The sequence below is a fragment of the Campylobacter hepaticus genome, from assembly GCF_001687475.2.
In the GTDB taxonomy this organism is placed as follows: Bacteria; Campylobacterota; Campylobacteria; order Campylobacterales; family Campylobacteraceae; genus Campylobacter_D; species Campylobacter_D hepaticus.
Genome location: NZ_CP031611.1, coordinates 57,626 through 73,430 on the forward strand (window position 1 = coordinate 57,626; position 15,805 = coordinate 73,430).

Below are 15,805 nucleotides of genomic sequence, written 5' to 3' on the forward strand. Positions count from 1 at the left end.
TATGTTAGATAATAAACTAGGAAATCGTTTAAGAATTAATTTCTCAAACGTTTCAAAACAAATAGAAATCCCAAATCTTCTCCAATTACAAAAAAAGAGTTTCGATTATTTTTTAAATATTGATAATGGTGAAAGTGGTATAGAAAAAGTTTTTAAATCTATTTTTCCTATCCATGATCCACAAAATAGATTAAGTCTTGAATATGTCAGTAGTGAAATTGGTAAACCAAAATACACTATTCGTGAATGTATGGAAAGAGGTTTAACTTATTCTGTAAATTTAAAAATGAAAATCCGTCTTACCCTCCATGAAAAGGATGAAAAGACAGGGGAAAAAGTTGGTGTAAAAGACATTAAAGAGCAAGAAATTTATATTCGTGAAATTCCATTGATGACTGATCGCGTATCTTTTATTATCAATGGAGTTGAAAGAGTTGTTGTAAATCAACTTCATAGAAGCCCAGGTGTTATTTTTAAAGAAGAAGAAAGTTCAACAGTTGCAAATAAGCTTGTTTATACAGCACAAATTATTCCTGATCGTGGATCTTGGCTTTATTTTGAATATGATGCAAAAGATGTTTTATATGTAAGGATTAATAAGCGTAGAAAAATTCCTGTTACTATGCTTTTTAGAGCTTTAGGTTATAAAAAACAAGATATTATTAGATTATTTTATCCTATTCAAACTATACATGTTAAAAAGGATAAATTTTTAACTGAATTTCATCCTAATGATTTTATGGATAGAATAGAATATGATATTAAAGATGAAAAAGGTAAAATTGTCCATCAAGCTGGTAAAAGACTTACAAAGAAAAAAGCTGAACAATTAATTAAAGAAGGTTTAAAATGGATAGAATATCCTGTAGAAATTTTACTTAATCGTTATTTGGCTAATCCTATTATCGATAAAGAGAGTGGTCAGGTTTTATTTGATTCTTTAACTTTACTTGATGAAAATAAACTTGCTAAGATTAAAGAACAAAAAAGTTTTGATATTGCAAATGATTTGGCTAATGGAGTTGATGCTGCTATTATTAATTCTTTTGCTCAAGATAGTGAAACTTTAAAACTTTTAAAACAAAGTGAAAATGTTGATGATGAAAATGATTTAGCTGCTATTAGAATTTATAAGGTTATGCGTCCAGGTGAACCTGTGGTTAAAGATGCTGCAAAAGCTTTTGTAAATGATTTATTTTTTAATCCTGAAAGATATGATCTTACAAAAGTAGGTCGTATGAAAATGAATCATAAATTAGGTCTTGAAGTTCCTGAGTATGTTACAGTTTTAACTAATGAAGATATTATTAAAACAGCTAAATATCTTATTAAAGTTAAAAATGGTAAAGGTCATATTGATGATAGGGATCATTTAGGAAATCGTCGTATTCGATCTATAGGTGAACTTTTAGCAAATGAACTTCATTTAGGTCTTGCAAAAATGCAAAAAGCTATTAGGGATAAATTTACATCTTTAAATACAGATCTTGATAAAGTCATGCCTTATGATTTGATTAATCCAAAAATGATTACAACTACTATAATTGAATTTTTTACAGGTGGTCAATTATCGCAGTTTATGGATCAAACAAATCCTTTAAGTGAAGTTACTCATAAACGCCGTTTATCAGCACTTGGAGAAGGTGGTTTAGTTAAAGAAAGAGCTGGTTTTGAAGTGCGTGATGTTCATGCAACACATTATGGTAGAATTTGTCCAGTTGAAACTCCAGAGGGACAAAATATTGGTTTGATTAATACACTTTCAACTTATGCAAAGGTGAATGAATTAGGTTTTGTAGAAGCTCCTTATAGAAAGGTTGAAAATGGTAAAGTTACAAATGAAGTTGTGTATCTTACCGCAACACAAGAAGAGGGTTTATTTATCGCTCCAGCTTCAACTAAAATCGATGCTAAAGGCTATATAGTAGAAGAATTTGTTGAAGCAAGACAAGATGGCGAAACTATACTTGCAAGACGTGAAGAAGTACAATTAATCGATCTTTGTTCTGGTATGGTTGTTGGGGTTGCAGCTTCTTTAATTCCTTTTTTAGAACACGATGATGCTAATAGGGCTTTAATGGGATCAAATATGCAGCGTCAAGCTGTACCGCTTCTTAGTGCTTCTGCTCCTATAGTTGGGACAGGTATGGAAAGAATTATTGCGCGTGATGCTTGGGAAGCAGTAAAGGCAAAACGTGGTGGAGTGGTTGAAAAGGTGGATAATAAAAGTATTTTTATTTTAGGTGAAGATGATAAGGGTCCATTTATTGATCATTACACTATGGAAAAAAATTTAAGAACAAATCAAAATACAAATTATATTCAACACCCTATTGTAAAAAAAGGTGATGTGGTAAAAGCAGGACAAATTATTGCAGATGGATCTTCTATGGATGAAGGTGAGCTTGCTATAGGTAAGAATGCTTTGATTGCTTTTATGCCTTGGAATGGTTATAATTATGAGGATGCAATAGTTGTTAGTGAAAGAATCATCCGAGATGATACCTTTACTAGTGTACATATTTATGAGAAGGAAATTGAAGCTAGGGAATTAAAAGATGGTATAGAAGAAATTACTAAAGATATTCCTAATGTCAAAGAAGAAGATATAGCACATTTAGATGAAAGTGGAATTGCAAAAATTGGAACTCATATTAAACCAGGGATGATTTTAGTAGGAAAAGTTTCACCAAAAGGTGAAGTTAAGCCAACTCCAGAAGAAAGACTTTTAAGAGCAATTTTTGGTGAAAAAGCAGGTCATGTTGTTAACAAATCTCTTTATGCAACAGCATCCTTAGAAGGTGTTGTGGTAGATGTAAAAATCTTTACTAAGAAGGGTTATGAAAAAGATGATCGTGCAATAAAATCTTACAATAAAGAGAAAATGGCTTTAGAAAAAGAACACCATGATAGACTTTTAATGATGGACAGAGAAGAGATGCTTCGTGTGTGTGCTTTACTTTCTAAAGCACCTTTAAATAGTGATCAAAAAATCGGTGATAAAAATTATAAAAAAGGACAAACAGCCGATATTGGCGAACTTGAAAAGATTAATCGTTTTACTTTGACAACTTTGATTAAAGCTTATTCTAAAGAAATTCAAAAAGAATATGATGATTTAAAAAATCATTTTCAAAATGAGAAGAAAAAATTAAAAGCAGAACATGATGAAAAACTTGAAATTTTAGAAAAAGATGATATCTTGCCAAGTGGAGTGATTAAACTTGTTAAGGTTTATATAGCCACAAAAAGAAAACTTAAAGTTGGTGATAAAATGGCTGGACGTCATGGAAATAAAGGTATTGTTTCTACTATAGTGCCTGAGGTGGATATGCCTTATTTGCCAAATGGTAAGAGTGTGGATATTGCTTTAAATCCTTTAGGTGTTCCAAGTCGTATGAATATAGGTCAAATTTTAGAGAGCCATTTAGGACTTATTGGTTTGAGATTAGGAGATCAAATTCAAGAAATTTTTGATAGGAAACAAAAAGATTTTATTAAAGAATTAAGAGCAAAAATGCTTGAAATTTGTTCACTTCCAAGACTTTCAAGTGAAAAAGAATTTATTAAAAGTTTAAGCGATGAAGAACTTTTAAATTATGCTAGAGATTGGAGCAAGGGTGTTAAATTTGCAAGTCCTGTATTTGAAGGTGTTAATATAGAAGAATTTACTAAGCTTTTTGAGATGGCTAAAATAGATATGGATGGCAAAACTGAACTTTATGATGGACGTACAGGAGAAAAGATTGCAGAGCGTGTGCATGTAGGTTGTATGTATATATTAAAACTCCATCACTTAGTAGATGAAAAAGTTCATGCAAGAAGTACAGGACCATATAGTTTAGTCACACAACAACCAGTAGGTGGTAAAGCACTTTTTGGAGGACAAAGATTTGGAGAAATGGAAGTTTGGGCACTTGAAGCTTATGGAGCAGCTCATACTTTAAGAGAGATGTTAACGATTAAATCAGATGATGTAGAGGGTAGATTTAGTGCTTATAAAGCATTAACAAAGGGTGAAAATGTTCCAGCAACAGGAATTCCTGAGACATTTTTTGTACTAACCAATGAGCTTAAATCTCTTGCTTTAGATGTTGAGATTTTTGATAAGGATGAAGATAATGAGTAAATTTAAAGTAATAGAAATTAAAGAAGATGCAAGACCTAGAGATTTTGAAGCATTTCAATTAAGACTTGCAAGTCCTGAAAAAATCAAATCATGGTCTTATGGGGAAGTAAAAAAACCAGAAACAATTAATTATAGAACTTTAAAACCGGAAAGAGATGGGCTTTTTTGTGCAAAGATTTTTGGTCCTATTAGGGATTATGAATGTCTTTGTGGTAAGTATAAAAAAATGCGCTTTAAAGGTGTAAAATGCGAAAAATGTGGCGTTGAAGTAGCAAATTCAAAAGTTCGTCGTTCTAGAATGGGACACATTGAGCTTGTAACTCCAGTAGCGCATATTTGGTATGTTAATTCTTTGCCAAGTCGTATAGGTACGCTTTTGGGTGTTAAAATGAAAGATCTTGAACGTGTACTTTATTATGAGGCTTATATTGTTGAAAATCCAGGTGATGCATTTTATGATAATGAAAGCACTAAAAAAGTCGAATATTGTGATGTTTTAAATGAAGAGCAATATCAAAATTTAATGCAACGTTATGAAAATAGTGGATTTAAAGCAAGAATGGGTGGTGAAGTTGTTAGAGATTTACTTGCTAGTTTAGATCTTGTAGCACTTTTAAATCAACTTAAAGAAGAAATGGCAGCTACAAATTCAGAAGCGAAGAAAAAAACCATTGTTAAGCGTTTAAAAGTTGTAGAAAATTTTTTAAATTCAAATCTTAATGCCAACACTCAAAGTGATGAAGTTGTTCCTAATCGTCCTGAATGGATGATGATTACTAATTTACCTGTCTTACCGCCAGATTTACGTCCTTTAGTGGCTTTAGATGGAGGTAAATTCGCTGTTTCTGATGTTAATGATTTATATCGTCGTGTGATTAATAGAAATTCGCGTCTTAAAAAACTCATGGAGCTTGATGCACCTGAAATTATTATAAGAAATGAAAAAAGAATGCTTCAAGAAGCAGTTGATGCACTTTTTGATAATGGTCGTCGTGCTAATGCTGTTAAGGGTGCAAATAAGCGTCCATTAAAATCTTTAAGTGAAATTATTAAAGGTAAGCAAGGTCGTTTTAGACAGAATTTGCTTGGTAAAAGAGTGGATTTTTCAGGACGTAGTGTTATTGTTGTGGGACCAAAACTTAAAATGGATCAGTGTGGTTTGCCTAAAAAAATGGCATTAGAGCTTTTTAAACCGCATTTATTAGCTAAACTTGAAGAAAAAGGCTATGCAACTACTGTTAAACAAGCTAAAAAAATGATAGAAAATAAAACCAATGAGGTTTGGGAATGTTTAGAAGAAGTGGTAAAAGGACATCCTGTAATGTTAAACCGTGCTCCAACTTTGCATAAGCTTTCTATTCAAGCATTTCATCCGGTTTTAGTTGAGGGTAAAGCTATTCAATTACATCCTTTAGTTTGTACAGCTTTTAATGCAGACTTTGATGGGGATCAAATGGCTGTGCACGTACCACTTTCTCAAGAAGCTATTGCAGAATGTAAAATACTTATGCTTTCATCAATGAACATTCTTTTACCTGCAAGTGGTAAATCTGTAACTGTACCTTCTCAAGATATGGTTTTAGGAATTTATTATCTTTCATTAGAAAAAGCTGGAGCAAAAGGTTCGCATAAAATTTGTACAGGTATTGATGAAGTAATGATGGCGCTTGAAAGTAAGTGTTTAGATATTCATGCGAGTATACAAACTATGGTTGATGGTAGAAAGATTACGACTACAGCAGGAAGGCTTATTGTAAAATCTATTTTACCAGATTTTGTACCTGAAAATAGCTGGAATAAAGTTTTAAAGAAAAAAGATATTGCCGCACTTGTAGATTACGTTTATAAGCAAGGTGGTTTAGAAATTACAGCTAGTTTTTTAGATAGACTTAAAAATTTAGGTTTTGAATATGCGACTAAAGCAGGTGTTTCTATATCTATTGCTGATATTATTGTTCCTGATGATAAACAAAAAGCTATTAATGAAGCTAAAAAACAAGTAAGAGATATACAAAATTCTTATAATCTTGGCTTGATTACTTCAGGTGAGAGATATAATAAAATTATTGATATTTGGAAAAGTACAAATAATATACTTTCTAAAGAAATGATGAAGCTTGTAGAAAAAGATAAAGAAGGATTTAATTCTATTTATATGATGGCAGATTCAGGTGCTAGGGGTAGTGCAGCTCAAATTTCTCAGCTTGCTGCAATGAGAGGACTTATGACTAAGCCTGATGGTTCTATTATTGAAACACCTATTATTTCAAATTTCCGTGAAGGATTAAATGTTCTTGAATATTTTATTTCAACCCATGGTGCTAGAAAAGGTCTTGCAGATACTGCTTTAAAAACGGCTAATGCGGGTTATCTTACAAGAAAGCTTATTGATGTGGCACAAAATGTTAAAATTACTATTGAAGATTGCGGGACACATGAGGGTGTACAAATCAATGAAATTACAGCTGATAGTTCTATTATTGAAACTCTAGAAGAGAGGATTTTAGGTAGAGTATTAGCTGAAGATGTTATTGATCCTATTACTAATTCTGTGCTTTTTGCAGAAGGTACTTTAATGGATGAAGAAAAGGCTAAAATTCTTGGTGAGAGTGGGATTAAAAGTGTTAATATTCGTACTCCTATTACTTGTAAGGCTAAAAAAGGAATTTGTGCAAAATGTTACGGTATTAATCTTGGTGAAGGTAAATTAGTTAAGCCAGGTGAAGCTGTAGGGATTATTTCTGCGCAATCTATTGGTGAACCAGGAACTCAACTTACGCTTAGAACTTTCCATAGTGGGGGAACAGCAAGTACGGATTTACAAGATAGACAAGTAAGTGCTCAAAAAGAAGGTTTTATTAGATTTTATAATTTTAAAACTTATAAAAATAAAGAAGGTAAAAATATTGTAGCAAATCGTAGAAATGCAGCAGTTTTACTTGTAGAACCAAAAATTAAGGCTCCATTTAAAGGTATTATTAATATAGAAAATATTCATGAAGATGTAATAGTTTCTATTAAAGATAAAAAACAAGAAATAAAATATATACTTAGAAAGTATGATCTTGCTAAACCAAATGAATTAGCAGGTGTTAGTGGTAGTGTGGATGGAAAACTTTATTTACCTTATCAAAGTGGTATGCAAGTTGATGAAAATGAAAGTATTGTGGAAGTGATTAAAGAAGGTTGGAATGTTCCAAATCGTATTCCTTTTGCAAGTGAAATTTTAGTAGAAGATGGTGAGCCTGTGGTACAAAATATCAAAGCAGGAGCAAAAGGGACTCTTAAATTTTATATCCTTAATGGGGATGGTTTAGATAGGGTTAAAGATGTTAAAAAAGGTGATATTGTTAAAGAAAAAGGTTTCTTTGTTGTTATTGCCGATGAAAATAATAGAGAAGCAAAAAGACACTATATCCCAAGAGAATCTAAAATAGAATTTAATGATAGTGAACAGATTGATGATGTAAATACTATTATTGCAAGTGCACCAAAAAAAGAAAAGAAAGTTATTGCAGAATGGGATGCTTATAATAACACTATTATTGCAGAAATTGATGGTGTGGTAAGTTTTGAAGATATTGAAGCAGGTTATAGCGCTGATGAGCAAATTGATGAGGCTACAGGAAAACGTTCTTTAGTAATTAGCGAATATTTACCAAGTGGTGTAAGACCGACTTTGGTTATCGCAGGAAAAGATGATAAAGCAGTACGCTATCAATTAGAACCAAAAACAGTTATTTTCGTACATGATGGTGATAAAATTGCTCAAGCAGATATTTTAGCAAAAACTCCAAAAGCTGCAGCAAAATCAAAAGATATCACAGGAGGTCTTCCACGAGTATCTGAACTTTTTGAGGCAAGAAAACCAAAGAATGCTGCTGTGATTGCAGAAATTGATGGTGTAGTGCGCTTTGATAAGCCTTTGCGTTCTAAAGAAAGAATTGTTATTCAAGCAGAAGATGGTACAAGTGCTGAATATTTGATTGATAAATCAAAACATATTCAAGTAAGAGATGGTGAGTTTATTCACGCAGGAGAAAAACTTACAGATGGTGTTGTTTCAAGTCATGATGTGCTTAAAATTTTAGGTGAAAAAGCTTTGCATTATTATTTGATTTCAGAAATTCAACAAGTTTATCGTGGTCAAGGCGTTGTGATTTCAGATAAACACATAGAAGTTATTGTTTCGCAAATGTTAAGACAAGTTAAAGTTGTAGATAGTGGACATACTAAATTTATAGAAGGTGATTTAGTTTCAAGACGTAAATTCCGTGAAGAAAATGAAAGAATCATTAGAATGGGTGGAGAACCAGCAATTGCTGAGCCTGTGCTTTTAGGGGTAACAAGGGCGGCTATTGGAAGTGATAGTGTTATTTCTGCAGCTTCTTTCCAAGAAACTACTAAAGTGCTTACTGAGGCAAGCATAGCAGGTAAATTTGATTACTTAGAAGACTTAAAAGAAAATGTTATTTTAGGTAGAACTATTCCTGTTGGAACTGGGCTTTGTAGTGAGCGTAATTTTAAACTAAAAGAAAAAAAATAATCTTATAGCCCTTTTTGGGCTATTTCTCTTCATTTAAATTTTTATTTAACTAAAATCTAAGCAAAATTTAACTAAAATGCAAATTTTTATTACATTTTTAAAGAAAGGAATAATTGTGCCAACCATAAATCAATTGGTTAGAAAAGAGCGCAAAAAAGTTTTAGAAAAATCTAAATCTCCAGCGCTTAAAAATTGTCCACAAAGAAGGGGAGTTTGCACTAGGGTTTATACTACAACACCTAAAAAACCAAACTCAGCATTAAGAAAAGTTGCCAAAGTAAGGCTTACTAGTGGTTTTGAAGTCATCAGTTATATAGGTGGTGAAGGTCACAATCTACAAGAACATAGCATAGTTTTAGTACGCGGTGGTAGGGTAAAAGACTTACCAGGGGTTAAATATCACATAGTGCGTGGTGCCCTTGATACAGCAGGTGTTGCAAAAAGAACAGTTTCTCGTTCTAAATACGGTGCTAAACGTCCTAAAGCAGGTGCTGCAAAATAATCTTTATACAGGCAAATCCGTTAGATTTGATTTTGTTTGAGTAAAATTTAAAATTTGAAGGAAAAATAATGAGAAGAAGAAAAGCTCCGGTAAGAGAAGTCTTGCCTGATCCGATTTATGGTAATAAAGTAATCACAAAATTCATCAATTCTTTAATGTACGATGGTAAAAAAAGTACAGCTACAACTATTATGTATGGTGCTTTAGAAGCTATTGATAAAAAAGGTGGCAATAAAAAAGGTATTGATATTTTTAATGATGCTATTGAAAATATTAAACCCCTTTTAGAAGTTAAATCACGTCGTGTTGGCGGAGCAACTTATCAAGTTCCAGTTGAAGTGCGTCCTGCTAGACAACAAGCTTTAGCAATACGTTGGATTATTTCTTTTGCAAGAAAAAGAAGTGAAAGAACTATGATAGATAAACTTGCAGCTGAGCTTTTAGATGCTGCTAATAGTAAAGGTGCTTCTTTTAAGAAAAAAGAAGATACTTATAAAATGGCAGAAGCAAATAAAGCATTTGCTCATTATCGCTGGTAAAAAGGAGAAAATATGTCTAGAAGTACTCCTTTAAAAAAAGTTAGAAATATCGGTATTGCTGCACATATTGATGCGGGTAAAACTACTACAAGTGAGAGAATTCTTTTCTTTACTGGTATGAGCCATAAAATTGGTGAAGTGCATGATGGTGCTGCAACAATGGACTGGATGGAACAAGAAAAAGAACGTGGAATTACTATCACTTCTGCAGCTACAACATGTTTTTGGAAGGAACATCAAATCAATCTTATAGATACTCCAGGTCACGTTGATTTTACTATAGAAGTTGAAAGATCTATGCGTGTTCTTGATGGTGCTGTAGCAGTATTTTGTTCAGTGGGTGGGGTTCAACCTCAAAGCGAGACTGTATGGAGACAAGCAAATAAATATGGTGTACCAAGAATAGTATTTGTTAATAAAATGGATAGAATTGGTGCGAATTTTTATAATGTAGAAGAACAAATTCGTAATCGTTTAAAAGCTAATCCTGTTCCACTTCAAATTCCAATAGGTGCTGAAGATAATTTTAAAGGTGTTATTGATCTTATAACTATGAAAGCTTTAGTTTGGGAAGATGATACTAAACCAACTGATTATGTTGAAAAAGAAATTCCAGATGAGCTTAAAGATAAAGCACAAGAATATCGTGTTAAAATGATAGAATCTATTTCTGAAACTTCAGATGAATTAATGGAGAAATATTTAGGTGGAGAAGAATTAAGCCTTGAAGAAATTAAAGCAGGTATTAAAGCAGGATGTTTAAATCTTTCTATAGTTCCTATGCTTTGTGGTACTGCTTTTAAAAACAAAGGTGTTCAACCTTTGCTTGATGCTGTTGTAGCTTATTTACCTGCTCCAGATGAAGTAGCTAATATCAAAGGCGAATATGAAGATGGTAGCGAGGTTTCTGTAAAATCAACAGATGATGGTGAGTTTGCAGGACTTGCATTTAAAATCATGACTGATCCATTTGTAGGACAACTTACTTTCGTGCGTGTTTATCGTGGATGCTTAGAAAGTGGTTCTTATGCTTATAATTCTACTAAAGATAAGAAAGAAAGAATAGGCCGTCTTTTAAAAATGCATTCTAATAAAAGAGAAGAGATTAAAGTACTTTATGCGGGCGAAATTGGTGCTGTTGTAGGACTTAAAGATACTTTAACAGGAGATACTTTAGCAAGTGAAAAAGATAAAGTAATACTTGAAAGAATGGATTTTCCAGATCCAGTTATTTCTGTTGCGGTTGAACCAAAAACTAAAGCAGATCAAGAAAAAATGTCTATTGCTTTAAATAAATTAGCACAAGAAGATCCGAGTTTTAGAGTATCTACGGATGAAGAAAGTGGTCAAACTATTATTTCAGGTATGGGTGAGTTGCATCTTGAGATTATTGTTGATCGTATGTTGCGTGAATTTAAAGTAGAAGCTGAAGTAGGGCAACCACAAGTAGCTTATCGTGAAACTATTAGAAAAACAGTTGAACAAGAATATAAATACGCAAAACAATCAGGTGGTCGTGGTCAATACGGTCATGTCTTTTTACGTTTAGAACCACTTGATCCAGGTAGTGGATATGAATTTGTTAATGATATTAAAGGCGGGGTTATTCCAAAAGAATATATTCCTGCAGTAGATAAAGGAATTCAAGAAGCATTGCAAAATGGTGTTTTAGCTGGTTATCCTGTAGAAGATGTTAAAGTAACTGTTTATGATGGAAGTTATCATGAGGTAGATTCATCTGAGATGGCTTTTAAACTTGCTGCTTCTATGGGTTTTAAAGAGGGTGCAAGAAAAGCAGGTGCAGTGATTTTAGAACCTATGATGAAAGTTGAAGTTGAAACTCCTGAAGATTATATGGGTGATGTTATTGGCGATCTTAATAAACGTCGTGGTCAAGTTAATAGCATGGATGAAAGAGGGGGTAATAAGATCATCACAGCTTTTTGTCCTTTGGCTGAAATGTTTGGTTATTCAACTGATCTTAGAAGTCAAACTCAAGGTCGTGCGACTTATTCTATGGAATTTGATCATTATAATGAAGTTCCTAAAAATGTTGCCGAAGAAATCATCAAAAAGAGAAATGGTTAAATTTTAGCGGGAATTTCCCGCTTTTTTGTCCTCGTAGCTCAGCAGGATAGAGCGCAAAATTCCTAATTTTGAGGTCGTGAGTTCAAATCTCTCCGTGGACACCATTTATACTTATTTTTAATTTATCATACTTGCAGATATTTTTTGCCTTTGCTATTGACCTAAAAAACATGCTAATTGTTTGTTCATTTAAATATTATAAAATAGACATTTTAACATTTATACTTTATTTTGATAGTTTTTTAAAGGATTTAAGGATATTATGATAAAAATACTTGTTTTGTTAAGTTTTATTTTTTCTTTTTTGCTTGCACAAAATTTTTTAAATCATCAAGAAGATAATAATATTACCAAGGAAGAAAATATCCTTCCACAACAAAAACGTATTAAAATTCCAACTCATTAATCAAATGTCAGATTTAATTACATTGTTTCAATCATCTAAAGGTTATCGTTATAATAGTGATTCTTTGCTTTTATGTGATTTTGCTTTAGATCAAGGTGTTAAAAATGATGTACTTGATGTGGGAGCAGGCTGTGGTATCATAGGTATTTTACTTAAAAAAACAGTATTTAATTTAAATGTGTCTTTTATTGATATCCAAGAAGAAAATGTGAAATTAATGGATAAAAATTTAAAAATCAATCAAATACAAGCTGATGTTTTCCATGATGATTTTAGACAGTTTCAAAGTGCAAAAAAATTTGATTTTATAGTTTGTAATCCGCCTTTTTATAGAAAAGATATTTCTCAAAGTCAAAATCAACATAAAAATATGAGTAAATTTTCAGAATTTTTACCTTTAGATTCTTTTTTAAATAAGGCTAATTCTATTTTAAAACCTAAAGGTACTTTGTATTTTTGTTATGAAGCATCAGCTTTGGATAAAATTTGTTTTGCATTAAAAAATATAAAAATGAAAATAACAAAAATGCGTTTTGTTTATACGCATAAAAATAAAAAAGCAAGACTTGTTTTAATGGAACTAAAAAAAGGGACAAGGTCTGCTTGTGAGATTTTACCCCCTTTTTTTGTATATGAAAATGAAAATTTAAGTAAACAAATGCAAGATATTCACTTAAGATTTAGGTTAGAAAGTTATGATATTTAATAAAAATTTCTCTTATGCTTTTGATCAAAGTGCTTGTGAAAAATGTGGTGGTAAATGTTGCATTGGAGAAAGTGGAAATATTTTTGCAAGTAAAGAAGAGTTAGAGACATTAAGAAAGCATTTTAATTTATCAAGCGAGGAATTTGCTCGTAAGTATTTAAGAAAAGTAGGTTTTAAGATGAGTTTTAAAGAAGTTGAGTTTGAAGACGGTTTTGCTTGTATTTTCTTTGATACTCAAAAAAGAAATTGTAGTATTTACGATTTTCGTCCAAAGCAATGTCGAACTTTTCCATTTTGGGAATATTTTAAAACACATCAAAAGGAATTAGAAAAAGAATGTATAGGAATTTGTTATTTATCTTAATGATCTTTTTGTTGAGTGCTTGTGGAAGTTCAAAAATTAATATTGTTTATCCTGATTATAAAAAATATAAAAGTAATGATTTTGATTTAAGGGTTATGAAAGCGTATACTTATGAATACTACAAAGAATATAAAAATGCTAGGGATGAATTTTTAGCATTATATCAAGATTATCATAATAGTATTTTTTTACAAAATGCTTTTTTATTAAGTTTAGCAAACAATCTTGATAAGCAAGAAGAGTTAAATAATTTAGCTAAGCTTTATTGGAATGAAAATGATAATCTTAAGCGTCTTAGCGCCCTTTATGCTTTAAATTCTAACAATCTTTTTAATGCTCAAAAACTTATGAAAGAACTTTTAGAAAAAAAAGATAATGATCCTAGAAATTTGGAAATTTATGGCGATATTTTAGTGAGAAAAAATGATTTAAAAAATGCTGCAAAATATTATCGATCTGCTTATAATCAAATTCCAAATGAGGAAATTTTATTTAAATTAATAGGAGTTTATGCTATTTTAAATGATAGTTTAAATATTAAAAATGTTTTAGAATTTTCAAGAAATATTAATGGTTGTACCCTTAAAACTTGTGTATTGTTGGCTAAAATTTATTTTGATGAAAAGAATTTAGAACCTTTAAAAGAGCTTTATAAAGATCTTTATCAACTTAGTAAAAATAAATCTTTTCTTTTAGCTTTGATTGAACTTTTAAATTCACAAGGTAAAATGAAAGAAGCTTTAAATATTGCCTTAGAATATGACTTAGATGATGATATTAAACTTGCTTTATATCAGAGTTTAAAGCGTTTTGATGATGCTAAAAAAATCAGCTTAGAGCTTTATAATAAAACACAAAATAAAGAATATTTATTAAGAGCGGCAATTTTTGAATTTGAAAATGCTAGTGCAACTAAAAAAATCACTACAGAACTTATTCATTCAGTAAAGCAAAAATTTGAAAAAGGTATTGAAAAAGAAAGTGATGCTTTGTATTTGAATTATTATGGGTATTTGCTTATTGATTATGATTTGGATGTGAAAAAAGGTGTAGAATTGGTAAAACTTGCTTTAAAAAAAGATCCTAACAATTTGTATTATTTGGATTCTTTGGCTTGGGGATATTATAAATTAGGAGATTGCAAGCAAGCAAGTGTGATTTTGCAAAGACTTTTAAAGGATAAAGAATTGGCCAATTCTGAAGAAGGTAAGATTCATATCAAAGCTATAAAGGCATGCATAAAACCATGATATTAGATAAAATTCTTGAAAAGACAAAAGAAGATTTAAAAAAACGCAAAATTCAACTTCCTTATGATATGCTAGGGCGTTCTTTATCTGCTAATCCTTTTTTTCCAAAAGATGTGATTAAGAGCTTAAAACGAGTAGAAAAGGAAATAAAAATTATTGCAGAAGTGAAAAAGGCAAGTCCTAGCAAGGGAGTTATAAGACAAGATTTTAATCCTTTAAGTATAGCTTTAAATTACCAAAAAGCTGGAGCTTCGGCTATTTCTGTTTTAACTGAAGAACATTTTTTTCATGGAAATTTGGAATATTTAAGTCTTATAAGGCGTTATACTTGTATCCCTTTATTAAGAAAAGATTTTATTTTTGATGAATATCAAATTTTAGAAGCTTTAGTATATGGGGCTGATTTTATCTTGCTTATTGCTAAAATTTTAAGCATGAAGGAGCTTAAAAAACTTCTTGATTTTGCTAGGCATTTAGGGCTTGAGGTTTTAGTAGAAATTCATGATAAAGAGGATTTAAGTAAGGCTATTTTTGCAGGAGCTAGTATTATAGGGATTAATCATCGCAATTTAGAAGATTTTTCTATGGATATGACTTTATGCGAAAAACTTATTCCTCAAATTCCTAATGCAAAGATTATTATTGCAGAAAGCGGTTTAGAAAATAAAGAATTTTTAAATCATTTGCAAAATTTAGGTGTGGATGCTTTTTTAATGGGCGAATATTTAATGCGTAAAAAAGATGAATGTGAAGCCTTAAAAGCTTTATTTTAAAGGAAAAAAATGCAGTATCTATATGCACCTTGGCGAAATGAATACTTTGAAAAAGAAAAAAAATCTTGCCCTTTTTGTGATTGTGCGAATAAAATCAAAAGTGATGAAGAACTAGGTGTGATTTTTAGAGCAAAACACTGTTTTGGGGTGATGAATCGTTATCCTTATTCGGCAGGACATTTTATGGTTATTCCTTATTTGCATGAAGAACATATAGAAAATTTAAACGCTGAAGTTTGGCAAGAGATGAGCCATTTTGTGCGTTTAGGGGTTAAAATTTTAAAAGAATATATTCATGCAAGTGGTGTAAATATAGGTATGAATTTAAGCAAAGATGCTGGAGCTGGGATAGCTTTGCATTGCCATTATCATTTAGTCCCGCGTTGGGCGGGAGATACTAATTTTATCACAACTATAGGAGAAACAAGAGTTTGTTCAACTTATATTGATCAAGTGTATCAAAAGCTTGTTTTGGCTTTTAAAAATATTAAATAAAATTATA

11 protein-coding genes and 1 tRNA gene are annotated in these 15,805 nt (G+C 31.2%); all 12 read left to right on the forward strand.

The features are described 5' to 3' along the window. Window position 1 precedes the first annotated feature (1 nt). A complete protein-coding gene (gene rpoB, locus A2J15_RS00345; RefSeq protein ID WP_066777298.1) occupies window positions 2-4,129 on the forward strand; it encodes a DNA-directed RNA polymerase subunit beta in 4,128 nt (1,375 codons plus the stop codon). Next, window positions 4,122-8,675, forward strand: coding sequence for a DNA-directed RNA polymerase subunit beta' (gene rpoC, locus A2J15_RS00350; protein WP_066777301.1), 4,554 nt, complete (start codon window positions 4,122-4,124; stop codon window positions 8,673-8,675). The genes rpoB and rpoC overlap by 8 nt, the downstream gene beginning before the upstream one ends. A 115-nt stretch (window positions 8,676-8,790) precedes the next feature. Continuing rightward, complete coding sequence (gene rpsL, locus A2J15_RS00355; protein WP_002782934.1) at window positions 8,791-9,177, forward strand: 30S ribosomal protein S12; 387 nt, start codon at window positions 8,791-8,793, stop codon at window positions 9,175-9,177. Window positions 9,178-9,245: 68 nt separating this feature from the next. Next, window positions 9,246-9,716, forward strand: a complete 471-nt coding sequence (gene rpsG, locus A2J15_RS00360) for a 30S ribosomal protein S7 (RefSeq protein WP_083074277.1) — start codon at window positions 9,246-9,248, stop codon at window positions 9,714-9,716. Window positions 9,717-9,728: 12 nt separating this feature from the next. Beyond that, a complete protein-coding gene (gene fusA, locus A2J15_RS00365) occupies window positions 9,729-11,804 on the forward strand; it encodes an elongation factor G (RefSeq protein ID WP_066777308.1) in 2,076 nt (691 codons plus the stop codon). A 27-nt stretch (window positions 11,805-11,831) separates the two neighbouring features. Next, window positions 11,832-11,908: transfer RNA gene (locus A2J15_RS00370), tRNA-Arg, on the forward strand. Window positions 11,909-12,066: 158 nt separating this feature from the next. After that, window positions 12,067-12,210 (forward strand): hypothetical protein, encoded by a 144-nt coding sequence (locus A2J15_RS07570; protein ID WP_162876103.1) that lies wholly within the window; start codon window positions 12,067-12,069, stop codon window positions 12,208-12,210. Window positions 12,211-12,214: 4 nt separating this feature from the next. Then, window positions 12,215-12,916, forward strand: a complete 702-nt coding sequence (locus A2J15_RS00375; RefSeq protein WP_066777311.1) for a tRNA1(Val) (adenine(37)-N6)-methyltransferase — start codon at window positions 12,215-12,217, stop codon at window positions 12,914-12,916. Then, window positions 12,906-13,280, forward strand: coding sequence for a YkgJ family cysteine cluster protein (locus tag A2J15_RS00380; RefSeq protein ID WP_066777315.1), 375 nt, complete (start codon window positions 12,906-12,908; stop codon window positions 13,278-13,280). The genes A2J15_RS00375 and A2J15_RS00380 overlap by 11 nt, the downstream gene beginning before the upstream one ends. Further along, window positions 13,253-14,530 (forward strand): tetratricopeptide repeat protein, encoded by a 1,278-nt coding sequence (locus A2J15_RS00385; protein ID WP_066777317.1) that lies wholly within the window; start codon window positions 13,253-13,255, stop codon window positions 14,528-14,530. The genes A2J15_RS00380 and A2J15_RS00385 overlap by 28 nt, the downstream gene beginning before the upstream one ends. Next, a complete protein-coding gene (trpC, locus tag A2J15_RS00390) occupies window positions 14,527-15,303 on the forward strand; it encodes an indole-3-glycerol phosphate synthase TrpC (RefSeq protein ID WP_066777321.1) in 777 nt (258 codons plus the stop codon). The genes A2J15_RS00385 and trpC overlap by 4 nt, the downstream gene beginning before the upstream one ends. A gap of 9 nt (window positions 15,304-15,312) precedes the next feature. Beyond that, window positions 15,313-15,798: an HIT family protein gene (locus A2J15_RS00395; protein WP_066777319.1), complete on the forward strand. Its 486-nt coding sequence runs from the start codon at window positions 15,313-15,315 to the stop codon at window positions 15,796-15,798. Window positions 15,799-15,805 lie beyond the last annotated feature (7 nt).

Bases quoted from the DNA above. Each gene is read 5' to 3' on its own strand.
- rpoC (WP_066777301.1), top strand. From the start codon at position 4,122: ATGAGTAAATTTAAAGTAATAGAAATTAAAGAAGATGCAAGACCTAGA.
- rpoB (WP_066777298.1), top strand. From the start codon at position 2: ATGTTAGATAATAAACTAGGAAATCGTTTAAGAATTAATTTCTCAAAC.
- trpC (WP_066777321.1), top strand. From the start codon at position 14,527: ATGATATTAGATAAAATTCTTGAAAAGACAAAAGAAGATTTAAAAAAA.
- A2J15_RS00385 (WP_066777317.1), top strand. From the start codon at position 13,253: ATGTATAGGAATTTGTTATTTATCTTAATGATCTTTTTGTTGAGTGCT.
- fusA (WP_066777308.1), top strand. From the start codon at position 9,729: ATGTCTAGAAGTACTCCTTTAAAAAAAGTTAGAAATATCGGTATTGCT.
- A2J15_RS07570 (WP_162876103.1), top strand. From the start codon at position 12,067: ATGATAAAAATACTTGTTTTGTTAAGTTTTATTTTTTCTTTTTTGCTT.
- A2J15_RS00395 (WP_066777319.1), top strand. From the start codon at position 15,313: ATGCAGTATCTATATGCACCTTGGCGAAATGAATACTTTGAAAAAGAA.
- A2J15_RS00380 (WP_066777315.1), top strand. From the start codon at position 12,906: ATGATATTTAATAAAAATTTCTCTTATGCTTTTGATCAAAGTGCTTGT.
- rpsG (WP_083074277.1), top strand. From the start codon at position 9,246: ATGAGAAGAAGAAAAGCTCCGGTAAGAGAAGTCTTGCCTGATCCGATT.
- A2J15_RS00375 (WP_066777311.1), top strand. From the start codon at position 12,215: ATGTCAGATTTAATTACATTGTTTCAATCATCTAAAGGTTATCGTTAT.